18 protein-coding genes and 2 tRNA genes are annotated in these 20146 nt (G+C 31.7%); 12 read left to right on the top strand and 8 right to left on the bottom strand.

The features are described from left to right. Positions 1 to 116 precede the first annotated feature (116 nt). The 3 genes from MRU_RS08440 (at position 117) to MRU_RS08430 (ending at position 980) form a co-directional block, all read left to right on the top strand. Positions 117 to 317: a histone family protein gene (locus tag MRU_RS08440; RefSeq protein ID WP_012956484.1), complete on the top strand. Its 201-nt coding sequence runs from the start codon at positions 117 to 119 to the stop codon at positions 315 to 317. Positions 318 to 830: 513 nt separating this feature from the next. Further along, positions 831 to 902: transfer RNA gene (locus MRU_RS08435), tRNA-Val, on the top strand. A 5-nt stretch (positions 903 to 907) separates the two neighbouring features. Continuing rightward, positions 908 to 980 (top strand) — tRNA-Phe (locus tag MRU_RS08430). Positions 981 to 1281: 301 nt separating this feature from the next. Here MRU_RS08430 and deoC read toward each other — a convergent pair. Both deoC and MRU_RS08420 read right to left on the bottom strand, forming a co-directional pair. After that, on the bottom strand, positions 1282 to 2004 hold the full coding sequence (gene deoC / locus MRU_RS08425) for a deoxyribose-phosphate aldolase (protein WP_012956483.1): 723 nt from the start codon (positions 2002 to 2004) through the stop codon (positions 1282 to 1284). A gap of 344 nt (positions 2005 to 2348) precedes the next feature. Further along, a complete protein-coding gene (locus MRU_RS08420; protein WP_012956482.1) occupies positions 2349 to 4055 on the bottom strand; it encodes a tRNA uridine(34) 5-carboxymethylaminomethyl modification radical SAM/GNAT enzyme Elp3 in 1707 nt (568 codons plus the stop codon). 460 nt (positions 4056 to 4515) lie between these two features. Between MRU_RS08420 and MRU_RS08415 the strand changes: the two genes are divergently transcribed. Both MRU_RS08415 and MRU_RS08410 read left to right on the top strand, forming a co-directional pair. Further along, positions 4516 to 4971 (top strand): PRC-barrel domain-containing protein, encoded by a 456-nt coding sequence (locus tag MRU_RS08415; RefSeq protein ID WP_012956481.1) that lies wholly within the window; start codon positions 4516 to 4518, stop codon positions 4969 to 4971. Positions 4972 to 5058: 87 nt separating this feature from the next. Beyond that, positions 5059 to 5361, top strand: a complete 303-nt coding sequence (locus MRU_RS08410) for a DUF2098 domain-containing protein (protein WP_012956480.1) — start codon at positions 5059 to 5061, stop codon at positions 5359 to 5361. A 216-nt stretch (positions 5362 to 5577) separates the two neighbouring features. On the opposite strand, the gene MRU_RS08405 is transcribed toward MRU_RS08410, so the two are convergent. From MRU_RS08405 to MRU_RS08385, 5 genes are all read right to left on the bottom strand, one after another. Further along, positions 5578 to 7650 (bottom strand): DEAD/DEAH box helicase, encoded by a 2073-nt coding sequence (locus tag MRU_RS08405; RefSeq protein ID WP_012956479.1) that lies wholly within the window; start codon positions 7648 to 7650, stop codon positions 5578 to 5580. A gap of 246 nt (positions 7651 to 7896) precedes the next feature. Then, positions 7897 to 8367 (bottom strand): cyclic pyranopterin monophosphate synthase MoaC, encoded by a 471-nt coding sequence (moaC, locus tag MRU_RS08400; protein ID WP_012956478.1) that lies wholly within the window; start codon positions 8365 to 8367, stop codon positions 7897 to 7899. A gap of 432 nt (positions 8368 to 8799) precedes the next feature. After that, positions 8800 to 9906 (bottom strand): glycosyltransferase family 4 protein, encoded by a 1107-nt coding sequence (locus MRU_RS08395; RefSeq protein ID WP_012956477.1) that lies wholly within the window; start codon positions 9904 to 9906, stop codon positions 8800 to 8802. 490 nt (positions 9907 to 10396) lie between these two features. Beyond that, positions 10397 to 10648 carry a thioredoxin family protein gene (locus MRU_RS08390; RefSeq protein ID WP_012956476.1) on the bottom strand — a complete coding sequence of 84 codons (252 nt, stop codon included), beginning with the start codon at positions 10646 to 10648 and terminating at the stop codon, positions 10397 to 10399. A 210-nt stretch (positions 10649 to 10858) separates the two neighbouring features. Then, positions 10859 to 11716 (bottom strand): S49 family peptidase, encoded by an 858-nt coding sequence (locus MRU_RS08385; protein ID WP_012956475.1) that lies wholly within the window; start codon positions 11714 to 11716, stop codon positions 10859 to 10861. A gap of 287 nt (positions 11717 to 12003) precedes the next feature. Here MRU_RS08385 and MRU_RS08380 point away from each other — a divergent pair, with 287 nt between their 5' ends. Beyond that, a complete protein-coding gene (locus MRU_RS08380) occupies positions 12004 to 12912 on the top strand; it encodes a shikimate kinase (RefSeq protein WP_048812487.1) in 909 nt (302 codons plus the stop codon). A 146-nt stretch (positions 12913 to 13058) separates the two neighbouring features. On the opposite strand, the gene MRU_RS08375 is transcribed toward MRU_RS08380, so the two are convergent. Further along, positions 13059 to 13928 (bottom strand): SPL family radical SAM protein, encoded by an 870-nt coding sequence (locus MRU_RS08375; RefSeq protein WP_012956473.1) that lies wholly within the window; start codon positions 13926 to 13928, stop codon positions 13059 to 13061. A gap of 497 nt (positions 13929 to 14425) precedes the next feature. On the opposite strand from MRU_RS08375, the gene MRU_RS08370 reads away from it, so the two are divergent. The 6 genes from MRU_RS08370 (at position 14426) to asd (ending at position 20077) form a co-directional block, all read left to right on the top strand. Continuing rightward, positions 14426 to 14749, top strand: a complete 324-nt coding sequence (locus MRU_RS08370; protein ID WP_012956472.1) for a chorismate mutase — start codon at positions 14426 to 14428, stop codon at positions 14747 to 14749. A gap of 2 nt (positions 14750 to 14751) precedes the next feature. Continuing rightward, positions 14752 to 14949 (top strand): 30S ribosomal protein S17e, encoded by a 198-nt coding sequence (locus MRU_RS08365; RefSeq protein ID WP_012956471.1) that lies wholly within the window; start codon positions 14752 to 14754, stop codon positions 14947 to 14949. A 426-nt stretch (positions 14950 to 15375) separates the two neighbouring features. Beyond that, positions 15376 to 16593 (top strand): aspartate kinase, encoded by a 1218-nt coding sequence (locus MRU_RS08360; RefSeq protein WP_012956470.1) that lies wholly within the window; start codon positions 15376 to 15378, stop codon positions 16591 to 16593. 445 nt (positions 16594 to 17038) lie between these two features. After that, positions 17039 to 17932 (top strand): 4-hydroxy-tetrahydrodipicolinate synthase, encoded by an 894-nt coding sequence (dapA, locus tag MRU_RS08355; protein ID WP_012956469.1) that lies wholly within the window; start codon positions 17039 to 17041, stop codon positions 17930 to 17932. A 223-nt stretch (positions 17933 to 18155) separates the two neighbouring features. Then, complete coding sequence (gene dapB, locus MRU_RS08350; protein ID WP_012956468.1) at positions 18156 to 18974, top strand: 4-hydroxy-tetrahydrodipicolinate reductase; 819 nt, start codon at positions 18156 to 18158, stop codon at positions 18972 to 18974. Between the two features lie 53 nt (positions 18975 to 19027). Further along, on the top strand, positions 19028 to 20077 hold the full coding sequence (gene asd, locus MRU_RS08345; protein ID WP_012956467.1) for an aspartate-semialdehyde dehydrogenase: 1050 nt from the start codon (positions 19028 to 19030) through the stop codon (positions 20075 to 20077). Positions 20078 to 20146 lie beyond the last annotated feature (69 nt).

The following is a 20146-nucleotide window of genomic DNA, read 5'->3' as shown; positions in this document are numbered from 1 at the left end:
ATTATTTGAATTCCTATATTTCTATTACTATATATTGGATTATAAGTGATTTTATACTATTAAAAATCAAAACCTTTATATAATATGGAGTACAACATTTAATTGGAGGTGAAAATATGAGTGAATTACCAATCGCACCTGTCGGTCGTATCTTAAAAAATGCTGGCGCACAAAGAATTAGCGATGATGCAAAAGTTGCATTAGCTGAAGCTTTAGAAGAAAAAGGTGACGAATTAGCTAAAAAAGCAGTTAATTTCGCACGCCACGCTGGTAGAAAAACCGTAAAAGCTGAAGATATCAAATTAGCAATTAAATAAGTTTGTTATCTAAGTTTTTAACTGTTAACTATTGGCCAGATTCTTTTTGGCCAATTTATTTTTTTTTAATGAAAAGAATCTATTTTTCAGATTTCATTAAAAACATTTTTTAAAAATTAGTTCAAATTAAACTTTTTCTTTTTTATTTTTATCAATCCTATTTTATCTAGTCTATTTTTTTTCGAGTCATTATATAATTCTCTATTTTTAATTATATTTGCATTCATGGTCTTTATTTATCTTATTTTTCAGATCTATCTAATATTTTCATCGTGGTTTTAGTTTTCTAGAAGATTTTACTTTCCAAAGGTTTCCTTTTCCACAAAATATATAAATAATTAATTACAGAATAAGAATGTTAATAAATTGGAATTTTTATTTCTAGGCATCGGTTTTAAGATATTTGGATAAAAAAATGTCTATTTTTTTTAAAAATATTTCTATTTATATATGAATTTCTCAGATTTTAGAAAGATTTATATATAATCATTTACATATTTTAGTAAGTAGAAAGGACCGGTGGTCTAGGGGTATGATACCTCCTTGACATGGAGGTGATCACGAGTTCGAATCTCGTTCGGTCCATTTATGCCATGTTAGTTCAGTTGGGAGAACGCCAGACTGAAGATCTGGATGTCGCTGGTTCAAGTCCGGCACATGGCATCTTTTCTTATTTTTTATAAATATTTAATTATAATTGTTTTGACACTTTTTTATTATTTTCACTTATTTTATCTAAGTTTATCTATTTTTTATCAATTTTTTTTATTAAATTTTATATTTTTTAAAAAGAGTTTTTTTTCACTTTAAGTATTTTAAAAAAATCAGTTTTTCAATTTTAAAAGTATTTTAAAAAGAGTATTTTTATATTTTAAAAAAAGTTTAAAAAAAGAAAATAATTAAATTAGTTTAAAACTAATTTAATCGCAATTTGTTTTTAATTAATCAATGACAGTTTAATTAACTAAATAAGCCTTGGGCCTGTTTTCTGTTCTGGACTTACCTTTTGATTGTCCATCACATGATTGAACTGGTCCATAATAATGTGTCCTGAGGAAGTTCCGATTTTAGTAACTCCTGCTGCAATGACATTATTTACTAATTTATAATTGTTAATTCCGCCAGCTGCCTTGATTTCCTTATGTGGAGCGTTCTTTTTCATGATTCTTAAGCTTTCCATTAAAGCATAGAAATGTTCATTTCCATTGAATCCGCTTGAGGTCTTGACAAAGTCTGCACCTCCCGCTTCACACATTGCAGAAGCTCCTGCCTTTTCATCAACAGTAAGAAGGGCATTTTCAATGATGACTTTTAGGATATGATCTCCAACTGCCTCTTTAACTGCAATGATGTCTTCTTTAACTGCCTTAAAGTTGTGCTCCTTGATTGCAGGGATGTTTGCCATCATGTCAATCTCATCGGCGCCGTTTTTGATTGCATCTTTTGCCTCTGCAACTTTGCTTTCAGTGGTTCCAGCACCTAATGGGAAGTCGACAACAGTTACAACTTTCATATCAGTGTCTTTTAATTCTTCTTTTGCTAATTTAACATAGTGTGGAAGGACTACTACTGCATAAAAGTTATATTCTTTTGCCTTATCAAAGAATGCTTTCATTTGTTCTTCAGTTGCAGTATTATCTAAATTAGTAAATTCGATATATTGAGCTAATTCTTCTGCTGTAATCATTTAATCATCCTCCAATTTAAAAACTTTGTTTTTTAACAATTTTTTCTCCAATACAAATAATTATAAAATTTATTTCCTTTAAAACCAAGCTATTTTTTTTAAACTTAGTTTTTTAATTAGTTTCATATGTCTATAATAGTTAGTTATATTTAGAACTATATAATACTTTTGTCTTGTTTGATTGTTTTATTTTTTTTATCAGAAAACTAGAAACTTTTCTAATTTTCATGTCTTTTTTACCAAATATTATAAAACTAGATTTGATAATTTTTTTTAAAAAGCTTTAGCAATGATTTTTTAATAAAAATATTTGATTTTCATTTATTATATTTTATTTAGTTATATTAGATTAGTTTTTTAGCCATATAAGGACCTTTACGTTCATAACCAAACTTACGATAATAGTTTCGTGCTCCGATACCACTGATTATTAAAAGCTCTTCCTTGTTTTGGTCGATGCTTATCTCTTCAGCTTTCTTAAGAAGTCTTTCTCCAAATCCGGTATGCTGACCTATGGCGTTTCCCTTATGGCCTATCTTAATCATGTTCCCATAGACATGGAGTTCTCTTACTATTGCAGTATTGTCTCTAATCTCTTCTCTATGGGCTTGTTCTGTAGGCATTCTAAGCCTTAAGAATCCTGCTAAGCTTTCCTCATTCTTATCTTCTATGGATAGGAAGTGTTCCTTACCTCCCACTGCAGTGTAATCTTCTTGGAATAATCTGTAATCATCAATTGAATAGTCCTGTTCTGTTTTCTTATGGCCTATTTCCCTGCATCTTATGCATTGGCAGTTTATTTTTTCCTCTTCAAGTCGGTTATAGACCAATTCGCCAAGGTTTGATTTCTTGACTCCTGCTTCAATCAAGGTAGATGGAATGTCCCTTTGGATTCTCATGGTTCTAACCCATTTGGGAAGGATCTTCTTGATTTGAACTATCAATTCTACAGCCTCTTCATCAGTGTAAGGCCTGTATTTGCCTTCCTTATAAAGCTTGTGAAGTTCGCTTCCTTCAGTTACAAGGCAAGGATAGATTTTAAGCATATCTGGCTTAAAGTTTTCATTGTTGAAGATTTCCTTAAACATCTTTAGGTCCTGTTCTGGACATTGTTCTATTCTTGGATTCTCCCTTGCAAGTGGAAATAGCCCTGGCATCATATGCATGGCTACCTTTACTCCGGAATCCCTTAGGATTCTGTTTGCCTCAATCACATCCTCTACCTTATGGCCTCTTTTTATCTTTTCGTAGATGTGATTATAGATTGTCTGAACTCCTAATTCTACTCTTGTAACTCCCATGTCAAGCATTCTATCTACATGGGGCTCTTTACAGTAGTCTGGACGAGTCTCAAAGGTCATTCCAATGCATCTGACCTTTGAATTTTCATTTATCCTTTGAATGTCATCTATTAGGACATAGTCGTTAGGGGGATAAGTCTTCAATTCATTGTTTGAATAAGGATGGTATTTTAAAAGGCCTTCTCTCTTTATTGATTCGATATCATCGATTTGGCTGATGTTTTCAAGGATAATTCCAAAATCGCACATAGCCTTTAGACATTGTGAAACGAACCATTCCTGATAGCAGATATCCTTTGAAGGGAATGTTCCTCCCATGATGATAAGTTCCACCTTGTCGATAGGATGGCCTACCTTATGAAGTTGCTTTAATCGGTTATAGCATTGTACATAAGGGTGGAACTTGAACATTCTGCCCCTTAATGCAGCAGGCTCTTCTCCGGTATAACTTGGAGGTGCAATATCACTTTCAGGGCAATAGAAACATCTTCCATGAGGACATTGGTGTGGATGGCACATGACAGCCACTATAGCCACTCCAGAGATAGTTCTAGTTGGCTTTTTCCTTAATAGGTTTGATACGATCTTTTTCTCTTCAAGGCTTGCATGCTCTAGGATAACTGAATTGCTCATGAACTTTTTTAATTTTCTATCTCTGCATAGCTGTCTTTTTTCTACTTCCAATTCACGTCGAGTAGTTATTTTTCCATTCATAATGTCTTCTATGATGATTCTGCATGCTTTATCCATTTTTTACCTCCTTCTTTTTTATTATGCCATAAATTAACTGATAAAATTTATGTTTTAATGGTTTTAAGAGTTCTTTAGCTTATTCTCTTTTTGTTTTAATAGTTATTTTGTTTATTCTCTTTTTGGTTTATAATTTTTTCTATCTTTTTTATTAGACTTTTATTACTTTTATAGTTATTTTATTAGAATTTTATTACTTTTTCCATTAATTTCTTTTAAAATTCTTCAATTAAATGATTTATTTTAGTTTTATAATATTATTTAGATAAGTTTATATATTATCAATCCATATTTTTAATTAAATCAAGTTTAATCTTGAAATCAAGTTTATTCTTGAAAAATGTAAACTGATTTATTAATTTAAAACATTTTATTATTTGTTTTTTATTAATAATATATTAAACTGTATATGAACTATTTTTAATAGTTTAAAATTATTTTATTTCTTCTAGGTGAAATCATGAAAATTAAACAACTATTAGGTATGTTAGTTTTAGACGATAACGCAAACGAAATTGGTAAAATTATTGACGCAGATTTTGAACCTGAAACTGGTGCAATTACAAAAATTGTAGTCAGCCTTAAGAAAAATTTCCTCACTTCCGACCAATTGGATGTAGAGTATAATGATGTAAAAAGCATTGGAGATTACGTATTATTGAAAATTACAATTGATAAGGAAACTAAAATAAAAGAAGCTGAAGAAGCTAAGAAAGCTGAAAAAGAAGCTAAGAAAGAAGCTAAAAAGGCTGAAAGAGAAGCCAAAAAAGCAGCTAAAGAAGCTGAAAAAGAAGAAGCAGTAGCTGAACAAATCGAAAAACAAGTGGAAGTTGTTGAAGCTGAAATTGTTGACGATGCTGAAGAAGCTGAGGAAGCAGTAGAAGCTGAAGAAACTACCGATGTTAAAGTAGAATAGAATTCTTTTTCTTAAATTTGGCAAATAGTTATTTGATAAATTATTAATAATTTATTTTTTACTATTTTTTTATCTTTAGGTGATGCTATGAGTTTTTGTGACATTCGTGGTGAAACTATAGATATCGGCGCTTTTATTAGATACACTGGAACAGGTACCATAAGCAAAGTTGTTGATTTAAAGGAAGAAGATAAACAGCAATGGGTTAAATTGGATGAACCTGCTTTATGGTATGCTGCAGATTCTTTAGAAGTGGTCGATGAAAAAGATCTCATTAATGTTGAGACTGTGGATAGAGATACTCTTGAAAAAGTTAAAGACATTAAAGAAGGCTACGAAGAACTTAATGCTAATTTAAATGATATTCAAGGCTGTGAAGGTGGAGGTTAATCCTTTAACCTTCTAAGTTCTTTTTTTCTTTTTGTTTGGCCTTTTTTATCTGATTTTTGTTCTTTTTTTTGTTTAAGCTTTTTTTTTTACTTTATACTTGTTTTCTTTTTTATTTAATCTTTTTTTATCCAGATTTTTCCTTATTCTCTTTATAAACTTATTTGTCTTTCTTTCTTTAATAATCAACTTTTTTTAGCTTTTGATTAAAGAATGGAATCAATAATTGTCTGCAAAGTTTCTTATGCTTTTAGCTAATTTAGGTCCGATTCCATCTACTTTTTGAAGTTCATTTTCTGAAACAGGTCTTAAATCCTCTCCGAATGTGTTTACCAATGCTCTTGCACGTTTTCTTCCTAAGCGTTTTACTCCAATCACAAGAGGAATTATGTCCTCCTTTACTCCGTAATAGAGTCTTGCTGATAGGAAGTCCAAATCCTTTGAATAATTGTATTTTCCAAGAACTTCCAATGTGTTTTTAGTGAATCTGACAAGTAGGGACGCTTCATATGCAGCCCGTCTTGTAGATGACGCATAGACATTATAGGCATTTTCTATCTCATATTCGTTTCTCTCATCGATCCATTCGATAAGGGACACGGCAGTTGCCTCTGGATTTGCTATCTCCAATGCAAATAGGCCATAATTAGCAAGCTTTTCTCGCACTGGGTCTTTAGAGCGTCTGCCCTTAAATGAAATGAGAGGCATATCAGGAGTCTGCGCTAAATGATAGATAAGTTCCTCTGCACTGAATTGGTCAACCAAGTTCGCATATTCCTTAACCTTTACTGCAGTTTCCACTGTATAGTTGGATTTGGCTATTAAGTTTCCAAGTGCTGTTGTTTTAAGTCCACTTGGTGTAGCCTGCAATATCTGATTTTGAAGCAGAAATTCCAATGCATTCTGTATTTCGAATTTTAGGCTTTCCTCTGCGAAAAAGCTCATTGAACTGTTATTTGTCATCTGATAGCCATAGAATGTTTTCTTAAAGAAATCTTCTAAGTCTTCAGGTGTCTTTGATATGGTGGAAGCCACTTGGGCTATGATTTGCCTGAATACTGCATCCTTATTTTCAATCAGTTTGGAGTTTGTAGGCTCTATGTCTCCATAGATGTATCGCTCTTCCAGGGTTGAAGCTTCCTCCATTGATTTTGCAATCAAATAGGAATATCCTGCATTGTCGTATTGTGGCCTTCCAGCTCTTCCGGACATCTGCTCGTAGTCAAATACTGGAATCGCTTGAGGTCCTTGGGAGGTCCATCTAGTGTAATCTCGTATAACAACATATTTGGAAGGGAGGTTAACTCCATACATCAAACTTGGTGTTGCTGCAATCATTAGGATGTTTCCATTTCTAAATTCCTCTTCAATGATTTCCTTCTGTTCGGAAAAGAGTCCTGCATGGTGGAAAACTGCACCGTTCTCACAGCTTTCAGCAAGTTTCAAGCAGGTGGAGGTAGGTCTTGAGCCTTTTTTCTCTGGAACTTCAAGAATCTTGTCTGCAACTTCCTTAAACCTTTTCTTTTGTTCATCTGTGGTTTTTTTCTTTAGCTTTTCAGCAACATAGTTTGCAAGGCTTTCTGTGAACCTTCTTGTTGATACGAAGCTTAATGCCTGTGAATCATCTTCAATTGCTTTTTCAATAACTTTTACCACTACATCATTTTTATTTTTAGTGTTGAACATTTCTGTATCCAATACGTCTTTATTCAATGGAACTGGCCTATAATCGTGTTCTATAACTGTAGCATCAAGCCAATTTTCAATTTCAGACATATTTTCCAATGTTGCAGATAATGCAATGATTCTTAAGTTTGGATTTATGATTTTAGCCCTTGTTATTGCACATTCGATTGTAGGCCCCCTGGAATATTCTCCAATCATATGGAATTCGTCGATAATTATTGTGTCAACATCTCTTAATACATCCCAGGAAAATCGTGTCAGGACATCAAATGATTCAAAGACCATGATTGACAAGTCAGAGGATGATGGATGCTTTCCAACTGAAATCCCATGCTCTTCAAATTTCTTGAATTCCTTGACCTTCTCATTCTGTATGGATATGAGAGGGGCAGCGTATACTGCCTTTCCTCCAGATAGGATTGATTGAAGTGCAGCCATGACTCCAAGCACAGTCTTACCGCTTGCAGTTGGAATGGCTATGATGTAATTCTTATCATTTTCAAGGTATCCAGATTCAATTACAGCCTTTTGGGCGGGATTGAACTCTTTAATGTATGGATAACAATCATTTATTATTTGTTTAATATTAGTGGGAATGTTTTTCATAGTAATCAGTTCTTTGTTTTTGTTGAGAAATGTTCGTAGTTTTCTTTTTTTTTTTTAAAAAGCAGCGATCTATTAAGTTTTTACCCTTTTCTAAAATTAAATTTTATAATTATTTTTATTGTTTATATTTAATTTAATTTGAGATAGAGCATGTGAAAAGTATTATTTTTTTATAGTCTTATATTCTTTTTTAAACGACTTTATTATTTATTTAAATTATTAGAATCTAGTTAAAGTGCTTATTTTTTATATTTTTTCTTTTTTAAGGACTTTAATGTCTGAAATTCTTGTATTAGGATACTGTCCGTTTTCATCTTTTTCTACAGCTTTTGTCATATCCCATATTGTAAGAAGGGCTACGCTTACTCCTGTTATGGCTTCCATTTCCACTCCAGTTTGGCCAGTTAATCTGCATTCGCAGATTGCAGTGATTTCCTCTTCTTCAACTTCAAATTCTATGTCTATTCCACTAAGATTCAACGGATGGCAAAGAGGGATAAGGTCTGATGTCTTTTTAACTGCTTGAATTCCAGCGATTTGGGCTGTAGTTAATACATTTCCCTTCTTGATTTCGGCATTTTCTATCATTCTGATTGTTTCTTTTTGAAGATGGATTTTTCCGCTAGCTATTGCAGTTCTTCTCTGTTGGGCTTTTGCACCAACTTCAACCATATGAACTCCACTTTCTGTTAAATGAGTAAATTCTTTTTCTCCCATATAATCAACCTTTTACTTCCTTTTTTAAAATATTTTAGATAAAAATTATTTACATTTTATTTAATTTTACTTATTACATTTATCTTTATTTTCATTATTAATAAATGTTTAGCATTTTTTTATTTTTATATTGATTTAAAGTTCTTATTTAACGAAATTAAATCAATTTAATAAGATGACATCAATTTAACAAGTTGAAATCAATTTTACGAAATTAAATCAATTTCACACTTTGACATCAATTTTGATGTGACTTAAGAATAAGTTCTAAAAACTGTTTAAATTAAAAAATAAGATTAGACAATTGGAATTTTTTATTAATTCATTAAGTCTCGATCTTAAAAAGCTCTTGAATTTTTATTATTTTTTTAGTATAATCTTAGAAAACTCCAAGAGTTTTGATTATTTCAAGGGTTTTTATTTAAGATATAATTATTTCAGCTCATCATAAGGCAATTCAGTTTTAGAAAAGTCTTTGGCTCGATTTCTTGCATTTGATTTAAATTTATTCAACAATTCTTCATCCTGAAGTATCTTATCAATTGCATTGGCTAGGTCTTGGCTATCATTTGGATTAATCAATAATCCAACGTCTTCTGTGATTATCTCTTTTATTCCGCCTATATTGCTTCCAATGACTGCATTTCCACATGCTAATGCTTCTATTAAAACAAGTCCGAAACTTTCGCTAAAGGAAGGCAGTACAAGCAAGTCACAGCTTGGATAGATGTCTTCCACATCTCTTCTAGCTCCTGTAAAGTAAACGTCATTGATTTTATCATCATTCTTTACTTTTTCCTTTAACTTTCCTAATTCAGAACCTTCTCCAACAATTACAAGATTTGCATCGGTTTTAATTAGTCTTTTGGCTTCAACAAGGAGATTCACATTTTTTCTTTTAATTATATTTCCTACAAAAAGAATCATTGGCTTATTTGGGTCTAGATTGTATTCATTAACCAGTTCCTTTTTAAACTTATCCTTATTCTCTTCTGTAGTTTTGTATTTTTCAATGTCTACTGAATTCCAATGAATCTTAATCTTTTCCTTTATGCCTGGAACATCAATCTTTATTATTTCATCTTTCAATGCATTGCTTACTGCAAGGACTATATCTGCATCAGAGAGCACTTTCTTTATAAAGGGCCTCATAAATTTTTGTTTTTTATACATTTCAAAGATATCTGATCCATGTGCAGTCACATAGGTTTTGGTATTTGTTGATTTTCCAGCCTTAACGCTGGCCCATCCTGCAGGGAATAGGTAATGGCCGTGGATTATATCAATGTTTTCTTCATTTATAAGCTTTTTTAATTCTTTTTTGGCATTAATTCCAAACATCAATCCTCTAAGGCCTGGTATATTTATTCCTTTTGTTCCAATGACATGAATTCCGTCAATGTCCTTAATGTCCTTGTGAGGGTATGTAATCACATATACTTCATGGCCTTCCCTGATTAGTTGCTTTGCTAGGCTGTGTATATGTACTCCAACTCCTCCGATATGGGGTGGGAATTGACCTACCATTGCTATTTTCATTTTTTAATCTCCAAAATAAGTTTTAATTGGTTTTTAATCATTAATTTTAAAATTTTATTAATTATAAAAATTGGATTACTTTAATAATTCTATTAATTATATTTAAACTAATTTTATTATTATTAAATAATTGCTCTATTAAATATATTTAACCTAATTTTATTTATTTTTATTTTAATATATTAAATGATTTATTTTGATTCTGATTTTTTTTATGGTGATTTATTTCGATTCTAATTTTTTATATTGGTGATTTATTGATTGGAATTTTTAGAAATAAACTTAAAAATCAGTATTTGAAAAAAGAGCAATTCGTTCTTTATTTTATCTAAATTAGTTTTAAATACTTGTTAAAAAGTCAAAATTAGTATTTGGTGTTTTTTAAAAAATAGTTTAAATTATTATTTAGAGTTTTTATAAAAAAATAGTTAAAATTAGTAGTTTAAAATTAGAAATAAAAAAAATGAAAAGATAAATAGAAAAAATCTATTTATTTTAATTCTGCCATTAATTCATCGTAGCTAGGAGCTCCTTGGAATTTGATTTCACCATCAATAATGATTGTAGGAACATACATGATGTGGTATTTTCTAGCAATTTCCATAGCTTCAGCTTCTGCTGTATTGTAAATGGTTACATCAAGAGCATCTCCTAATTCTTCTTTTGCTTTTTCTACGAGTCTTACAGCTCCTGGACAATGAGGGCAGGTTGGGGAAGTAAATACTTCTACTTTATATACCATTTTATCACCTTAAATTTATTTTTTATTATTTTGGTTTTTGTTTATAAGTATAACAATTGATAAACTTATGCCAATTTGATTATATATTTTCGTTCGTTAATATATAAATGTTCCTATTATTAAGTATGAATTTTTAATTGGCACTTTTGAGAAAAAAATAGATTTTAATTTAGATTTTATCAGTTCTTGTATCTATTATTTACTTTTAATTTAGATTTTAATTAACTCTTTAAGGTTAAAAATATCATTTTCACCTAAAATCTCAGTTAATTTCTTTTGAGGCTCTGGATAAGTGATTACTGTATAATTAGTTGCATTTGACAATTTAGCTGCTTTTTCTATTGATTGGCTTTTAGAGCCGATTTCATCAATCAATCCTAGTTTTTTAGCTTCATTTCCATTATATTTTTTGCCATGTGCCAGTTCCGCAACATAATCTGCTGTTAAGTTTCTGTTTTCAGCGATTTTCTTAATGAATAAAGTATAGTCCTGATCAACCATCTTTTGAGCATTTGCTAAGTCATTTGCACTTTTGACTTTAGAATTGCTTTTTGTTTTATTGTTTTTTAGATACTTTTCATTAAAGACTCCTGTGACTTTTTCATCGGAGTATCTGTCTGTATTTATATAGCTAAGGCCGATTCCTCCAAGAGATGATGAGGAGCTTGCGAAAATATAATCAGTGGCACTTGCTATTTGATAAGCTTCATCAAATCCTTTATCTCCAATATAGCTTACAATTGGTTTAGGAGATTTCTTTATTAAGTCTGAAATTTCATCGCTAGCCACCAAGCTTCCTCCTCCACTGTCTATATCCAAAACAATTCCTTTAATCTTTGGATTTGAGTAGGCATCGTTAAGTTCGCTTTCAATTTCCTTTTTGCTTGTATGGGCAGAAGTGCTATTGTCTCCATAGGTGATTGTGTCGCTTATGGTGATTACTGCTATTTCATCATTGTCAACTGCCAAATTACTGAATGGTAAAACAAGGGCTATTAATAATAATATGGCAATTATAATAAAAGCGCCGATTCCTATTGTAATCAAAGTTCTATTATTTTCGCTCATTTTATTCTCCTTTTGGTTTAAGTCAATTTAACAGTAATCTAACAGTAGTTTGCAGTTTATTTTCATAATTGATATAAAATTATAATCAAATATTTTGAAATTTTACTTTATTTTATAATAATTTATATTTGTTTAAATTAATATATAATTTTATATATTTTGTTGCTTATATTGAAGTATAGTTTTATTGAAAAAATCAAAGATAATCTTAAGTATAATTTTTTATTGAAAAAATCAAAAAGAATTTTATTTTTATTGTATGATGTTAATTTGATTAGGTGATTGATTTGGCAAAAATAGTAAAGTCTCCAGGTTCTGCTACAGTTATAAATGCAATATCAACCGGTTTTGGTTCTGCATTTGGAATTGATTTGAATATAACTTGTGAAGCGGAATTCTCTTCACAAGGCATTGACTGTTCATCTGACTTGGGAGTGGACCCCAATTTAATGAACATATGTGTAAAAAGTGTTTTAAGTCATTATAATATTGGAAAAGACTTGTCTCAGGATGATCTTTTAAATGATTTGGATTTTGGAAATGGTGAAGGAATTAAAATTAGAACAAAATCCAATCTTCCTTTAGGCTCTGGCCTTTCAAGTAGCAGTGCCTTATCTAATTCTGTTGTTATGGCAACTGCAGGCTTGATTTCAGATGAATTTTTCTTAAAGCCTTTAAGCGATTTTGAAATGATTAATCTTGGAATTGACGCATCTCTTGAGGCTGGAGTAACCATAACCGGAGCTTTTGATGATGCTTCTGCATCCTTTTTTGGAGGACTTACCATAACTGATAATATGGAAAGGAAGATTTTGCATCAGGAGAAATTGCCTGAATATGATATTTTGGTTTTTATGCCTGATAAGGAGTCATTAAGCGGTTCATCTGATGTAAATAGGATGAAATTGGTAGGGTCATATGTTAAGATGGCTTTTGAAGAGGCTATGAATAAGAGGTATCTTAAGGCATTGACTTTGAATGGTCTTTTGTATGGAACTGCACTTAATTTTGATAATAATATTGCCTTGGATGCCCTTAGTGCAGGGGCTTTAGCTTCTGGATTATCTGGAACAGGATCCTCTTTTGTTGCTATTGTTGAAGAGGATACAATTGATGATGTTAAGGATGCTTGGGCTTCATTTGATGGAAATGTTATTGAAACAAAAGTAAATAATGAAGGAACTAGGTTTATTTAGTTTCCTTCCTTTTATTAGTCATTATTTTTTCTTAATTCTTATTTTCATTCTTTTTTCTTAATTCTTATTTTCATTCTTTTTTCTTTATTCTTATTTTTTATCTTATTTTCATTTTTTATATTATTCTTATTTTTCTAATACTTTTTTTACATCAAAGTAGTCTGCTTTGTGCTCTCATGGCTTGGAAACTCATGAAGATATTCAAATATATCCTCTATATTGTTCATAATGCCATGTTCATCAGTCCTTTGGAGGAATATCTTCATTAGTTTTTTATTATTAGGGCTTTTTATCCCATAGCTATTCCTATAAGTCCTTCTATATCTTTCTTTTAGTCCAGGGAAATGCTCATCTAGTTTTTTATAAAAATATTCTCTGTTTCCTTCTCTTAGGGTCATTCCCATCCCAAAGCATAAAATTCCTTTTACATTTGCATCAATGCAGTAATCCAATATTTGATTAATGTTTTCCTCTGTATCGTTTATATAAGGTAGGATTGGGCATAGCCAAACGATTGTAGGGATATTGTTTTCGTTTAAGGTCTTTAGGACATTGACTCTTTCCTTTGTTGTGCAGACGTTAGGTTCAAGTATCTTGCATAGCTCATCATCAGCTGTTGTCAGGGTCATCTGAACAACTGCCTTTGTATTTTCATTTATTTTCTTGATTAGGTCCAGGTCTCTAAGGATGAGGTCTGATTTGGTTATGCAGGTAAATCCATGGCCGTATTTGTAAATGAGTTCCAATGATTCTCTCATAAACTTTAGATTGCTCTCAAGAGGAATGTATGGGTCTGTCATTGATCCTGTTCCAATCATGACCTTTTCCCTTTTTCTCTTTAAGGCATTCTTAAGGAGTCTGATTCCGTTTTCCTTTACTTCAATGTCTTCAAAGTCATGGTTCATATTGTATATCTTGCTTCTTGAATCGCAGTAGATGCAGCCATGGGAGCATCCCCTATATAGGTTCATTCCGTTTTTGCTTGATAATATTGTCTTGGCGTTTATGTAATGCATGGTTTCACTTTTAATCCTTTATCTCTTTTTATTAATCTTTATTATTTTTTTTTCTTGATTTTCACAATTTCTTTTGTGTCTTATCCCTTTTTCAATCATCATTATTATTAGATTGGTTTATGTATTTAAATAAGTTATTAGAGCATTTGAGAACTATTCTTGCTTTTTGTCTTTGTATAACCTTATAAAAAATCTATTATTAATTGGTTTATTTTCATTATTTGGGAGTCAATTTCTCATTTTGTTCAAATTGCTTAAAAATTAGAATTAAATATTGGCAGAATTAAAAAATTTAATTTATTTTAGCTTCCCCCTTTGAAAACTTTCTAGATTTTTCACTTTCATTATTTTTATCTTTAAATTAATTTCACACTTTTGTAATTATCTTTAAAATTTACAGTTTCAATTTTTTCTATAAATTCCACACTTTCAATAACTATCTTTAAATAATATGAAATATAAAGTATATTTATTATCAAAACTATGGAGTTATTTTTGTGGACGAAAAGGAATTGATGAGTATATATGAAACTGAAGAAGAAGCTCGCAATGTTCTTTTAAAGTCTAGAAAAAGAATCGATGAAATTGATAATGATTTAGTTAACTTAATTAGTGAAAGAACTTCACTTGCTAAGGATATAGTTTCAGCTAAGGTTTTTTTAGGCATGGAAATTTATGACAAATCCAGAGAAGATGAAGTCCATGCCAAGGTAAGTAAATTAGCTCAAGAAAAAAATATAGATGATGATATTCTTAGCGATATTATGAACATGCTAACAATTTTAAGTAAAAATAAACAGAGAGAATTTTTGGAGGAATGATTATGGGAAATATTAGAACTTCATTTGTAAAACGTATATCTAAAGAATTAATTGAAACTCACAAAGGTAAATTTACCACCGATTTTGAAGAAAACAAGATTTTAGTAGCTGAATACTCTACCGTAAGCACTAAACATTTAAGAAACAAAATTGCTGGTTACATTACCAGATTAGTCAGACAAGAAGCAAACAAAGCTTAATTGCTTTTTGCTTTACTTTTCTTTTTTATTAACTTTTTTTAATTAACTATTTTTTTATTAACTATTTTTTAATTTAACTTATTTTACTTAAACTTTTAATTTTTAATCACTTCTTTTTAATATTTTTAATTTTTATAATTTGGATCAATGATTGAAAATTTAATTATTTTATAACTTAATACTTTTTTATAATAATTTATTAAAATCTAATGATTTTTTTAAAAATCAATCAAAAATTCAATGATTTTTGTAAAAATAATAAATAAGTATATTAATATCATTTAATAATAATTAATAATTGTATAAAACTTTATCAATTTTATTTAAAATTTATTAATAAGATATTTTGTTTTTAAAAAACTTTTATCTTAATTTATTAAAATCATAATTATTTTTTTTTTATTTATCAAAAAGGTGTGTAAACAAATGGGATTAATTGTAGCCAAATTTGGCGGTACTTCGATTGGAAATGGTAAAAGGATTAGGAAAGCTGCACAATCTGTTGTTAATGAGTATATGGATGGCAAGAAGGTTGTCGTTGTTGTTTCAGCTATCAATAAGACTACTGATGAATTAGTGGCTATTGCTGATGAGTCCATTGGAAAAGAAGTTACCGAAAAGCAATTGGCGGAAATTTTATCCCTGGGTGAGAGAACCAGCATAAGAGTATTTTCCTCAGTCCTTGAATCCTTGGGAGTGAAATCCGAATACATTGACCCAAGCCATGAATTATGGCCAGTCATAACTGATGACAACTATGGAAAGGCTCAAATCGACTTTGAAAGAACTGAAGAGCAAGCTCAAGGTCTTTTATCACTTTTGGAGCAAGGTATCATTCCAGTGGTATGCGGATTCTTAGGAAGAACTGAAAATGGGGAAGTGACAACCCTCGGAAGAGGCGGAAGCGATGTCACTGCATTCCTTTTAGGCCACTGCCTTAAAGCAGATAATGTAATCATTGTTACCGATGTTGACGGAGTCATGTCAACTGACCCAAGGAAGATAGATGAGGCTGAAAAGCTTGATTACATTTCAGTTGAAGAGATGAGGGATTTAGCTACACACGGCGCTCAAGTATTGCATCCACATGCCTTAAGATTTAAAGATCCTGAAATAAAAGCAAAGATTATCAGTTTTGAAAAAGGAGACTTATCAGACCCTGGAACAGAGATTGTCGGCCCTTTTGAAGATTCAATGGGCAAAAAAGTATGCCTACACCATGAGCCTATTTCTGTAGTGGCTGTAGTGGGAGAGGACTTGCTTAATCAAATAGGACTTCTTGCAAAGATGACCAGCTTAGTTGCTGATGCAAACATCAACATCTACGGCATCTCAGCAGGCCAGAACTCAATCACATTGTTCCTCGATAAGGAGGAAGCGGATGACGCTTATCATTTATTGCATGATTTGGTCATTGCAGAGGATAACTTAAGCTCCATCTCCTTAGGAAGGGACATTGCAATGCTCACCATGATCAATCCTGATTTTATTGAAACTCCAGGAGTAATCACTGAAATTACCAATCCTCTAAAGGAAAATCATATTAATATTGTTGAAATTTCATCATCCCAGACTGCAATTGTTTTATTCATCAATTGGGAAGATGGAAAGGCAGCATATGATCTTATAAAGGAAGTTTTATAACTTCCGCTTTTATTTATTCTAACTTATAGGGAATTTGACCTTAATCTTTTTTTCATATTAAGGGATTATTCTCATTTTCGATTTTTGATGTTTTGCAATTGGTTTTGCCAAAGTTTGTAATTTCAATTGGTTTTAATAATTACGAACTTTCTAAGGTTAAGAATCAATTTATGAATTTTTATAAATTTTTAAAAATACAATTAAGTTTTAAGAACTTTAATTAAATAAAAAGTATTTATTTAAGTTTTAAGAACTTTAATTAGATAAAAAGTATTTATTTAAGTTTTAAGAACTTTAATTAGATAAAAAGTATTTATTTAAGTTTTAAGAACTTTAATTAGATAAAAAGTATTAATTAAGTTTTTATAACTTCAATTTAAATAAAAACTAATAATTTAAGTATTTAACAAGTAAAATAATAATTTTAATAATTTAGGGTGTTATTATGCGTTTTGAAGGAACAGCTGTTGCTATGGTAACTCCTTTCCATGAGGACGGATCCATAGACGAAGAAGGATACAGACAAAATATTAACTGGTTGATTGACAACGATGTAGACGGTTTGGTTGCTGTAGGAACTACAGGAGAATCTGCTACCTTGACCCATGATGAACACAGAAAAGTTCTTGACATCTTGATTGATGAGGTTGACGGCAGAGTCACCACAATAGCCGGTACCGGAAGCAATGCAACAAGTGAAGCATTGGACTTGACTAAATATGCAGATGATGCAGGGGCAGACATGGCTCTTCTAATCACTCCATACTATAACAAACCACAACAACATGGAGTAATTGAGCATTATACCCAAATTGCAAACTCTGTAGACATTGACTTGATTGCTTACAATGTCCCATCCCGTACCAGCCTTGACATGGCTCCTCAAACCATTGTCGAGCTTGCAAAAGTGGATAACATTGCTGCATTGAAAGAGGCTTCATCTGATGTTGATAAAGCATCAAAAACCATGAAACTCTTAAGGGACGAAGGTTTGGAAGATGAAATCGTAATCCTCTCCGGTAGTGATGAATTGACCCTTCCTCTTATGTCAATCGGTGCAAGAGGTGTAATCAGTGCTTCTGCAAACATCGATCCTAGAACCATGGTTCAAATGGTAAACAACATTTTGGATGGAAACTATGACAAGGCTATGGAATTGCATTACCAACAATATGACTTAATCAAAGCCTTATTCATTGAAACCAGCCCAGCACCTGCAAAAGAAGCATTGAACATGATGGGAATGCCTGCAGGTCCATTAAGATTGCCTTTAGTTCCTATGTTAGAGGAAAACAAAGCAATCCTAAGAAAAGCATTGGAAGATGCTGGAATATTATAGGATAGCTATTCTTGGGATTTATTTTCCCAATTTTTTTATTTTAAATTTATTTAGGATTTTATTTTCCCAATTTTTTTATTTTAAATTTATTTAGGATTTTATTTTCCCAATTTTTTTATTTTAAATTTATTTAGGATTTTATTTTACCTAATTTTTTTATTTTAAATTTATTTAGGATTTTATTTTACCTAATTTTTATTTAACTATTTACTTAGATGATATTATGATAAAAGTTGCTGTAACTGGAGCCTCTGGAAGAATGGGCTCTGGAATTATAAGAAAAATCTCTGAACAAGATGATATGGAAGTAGTGGCTGCTATCGAAATGCCAAACACTCCTTTAGCTGGTGTAGACGCTGGTGAAAAAGCAGGCATTGGCAAAATCGGAGTGCCAATTGTAGGTTCAGAGGATTTGGAAAAAGCTTTGGAAGAATCTGGAGCTGAAGTATTAGTTGATTTCACTATCGCTCCTGCTGCTGTTGAAACTATTAAAAGAGCTGCCGATTGCGGAGTAAACCTTGTTGTTGGAACCACCGGATTTACTGAAGAGCAAGCTCAAGGAAATGCAGATGTAATCAAGGAAAAAAACATCAAAGCAGTAATTTCCTCTAACTTCTCCATTGGAGTAAATGTATTCTTCAAAGTTCTAAAGGACTTGACTCCTATTTTAAATGACTTTGACATTGAAATCATTGAAGCTCACCACAACCAAAAGGCAGACGCTCCTTCTGGAACTGCTATGACTGCATTTGAAGTTGTTGCAGGTGCTTTAGGAAGAAACCCAGAAGAAGTTGGCGTTTATGGTAGACAAGGTCAAGTAGGCAAAAGAACCAAAGAGGAAATCGGTATGCATGCAGTCCGTGGAGGAGACATTGTAGGAGACCACACTGTATTGTATGTCGGTGATGGTGAAAGACTTGAAGTAAAACACATGGCACATACCAGGGAAGTGTTCATTGCCGGTGTTATCAGAGCCTTAAGATTCGTAGGTTCCGCAGAACCTGGAAAAGTAAATGATATGACTGATGTTTTAGGAATTTAATTTTTTATTCCTTTTAATTAAAAAGAATATTTATAATTATTGAGATGATTTAAATGGTAAAAGTAGGTGTACTTGGTGCAACTGGAATGGTAGGTCAAAGATTTATCCAATTATTGGCTGATCATCCTGATTTTGAAATAGCTGCTCTTGCAGCATCCTCAAGATCTGCAGGCAAAAAATATGAAGACGCTACCACTTGGTATATGAATGATGAAATGCCGGAATCTGTAAGGGACATTAAAGTAATTGAAACTGACCCTGCACATATGGATAAGGATGTGGAAATTGTATTCTCCTCACTTCCTGCTGATTTTGCTGCAAAAGTCGAGCCAGAATATGCAAAGGATTTTGTAGTGGCTTCAAATGCTAGTGCAATGCGTATGAAAAAGGACATACCTTTAGTCATTCCAGAAGTCAACCCACAATTCTTGGACATGATTGAAGCACAACAGAAAAACAACAACTGGGACGGTTTCATTGTAACAAACCCTAACTGTTCAACCATTGCTTTGACTTTAACTTTAAAACCGATTTATGACAACTTCAACATTAATAGAATCTATGTTTCAACCATGCAAGCTGTTTCAGGAGCAGGCTATAATGGTGTTCCTTCAATGGCTATCTTAGACAACTTGGTTCCATACATTGGCGGTGAAGAAGAGAAAATGGAAAGTGAAACTTTGCATCTTTTAGGTTCCCTTGATGGTGATGAAGTTGTTCCTGCAAACTTTTCTCTAAGCGCATCATGCCACAGAGTGCCTGTCATTGACGGTCACACTGAAGCGGTATTTGTAGAGTTGGATGAAGAGGCAGACATTGACAAGATCAAAAAGACCATGGCTGACTTCAGAGGACTTCCACAGGAATTAGGTCTTCATTCTGCTCCAGAACAACCTGTTATCGTAAAAGAAGAAGATGACAGACCTCAACCAAGAATGGACAGAATGGCTTATGGCGGTATGGCTGCAACCGTTGGTAGGCTCAGAAAAGATCAAGCATTTGATAACAGCTTCAAATATGTTCTTGTAGGACATAATACAATTAGAGGCGCTGCTGGTGCTTCTATTTTGAATGCTGAATTGATTAATAAACAAATATTATAATATTTTTTATTAATTCTTTTTTTATTTTTATTCTTAAGTCTTTTTTTTATTATTTTTTATATTTGCATT

This window comes from Methanobrevibacter ruminantium M1 (genome assembly GCF_000024185.1).
Taxonomy (GTDB): domain Archaea; phylum Methanobacteriota; class Methanobacteria; order Methanobacteriales; family Methanobacteriaceae; genus Methanobrevibacter; species Methanobrevibacter ruminantium.
This window is presented reverse-complemented; position numbering and strand designations above follow the sequence as displayed.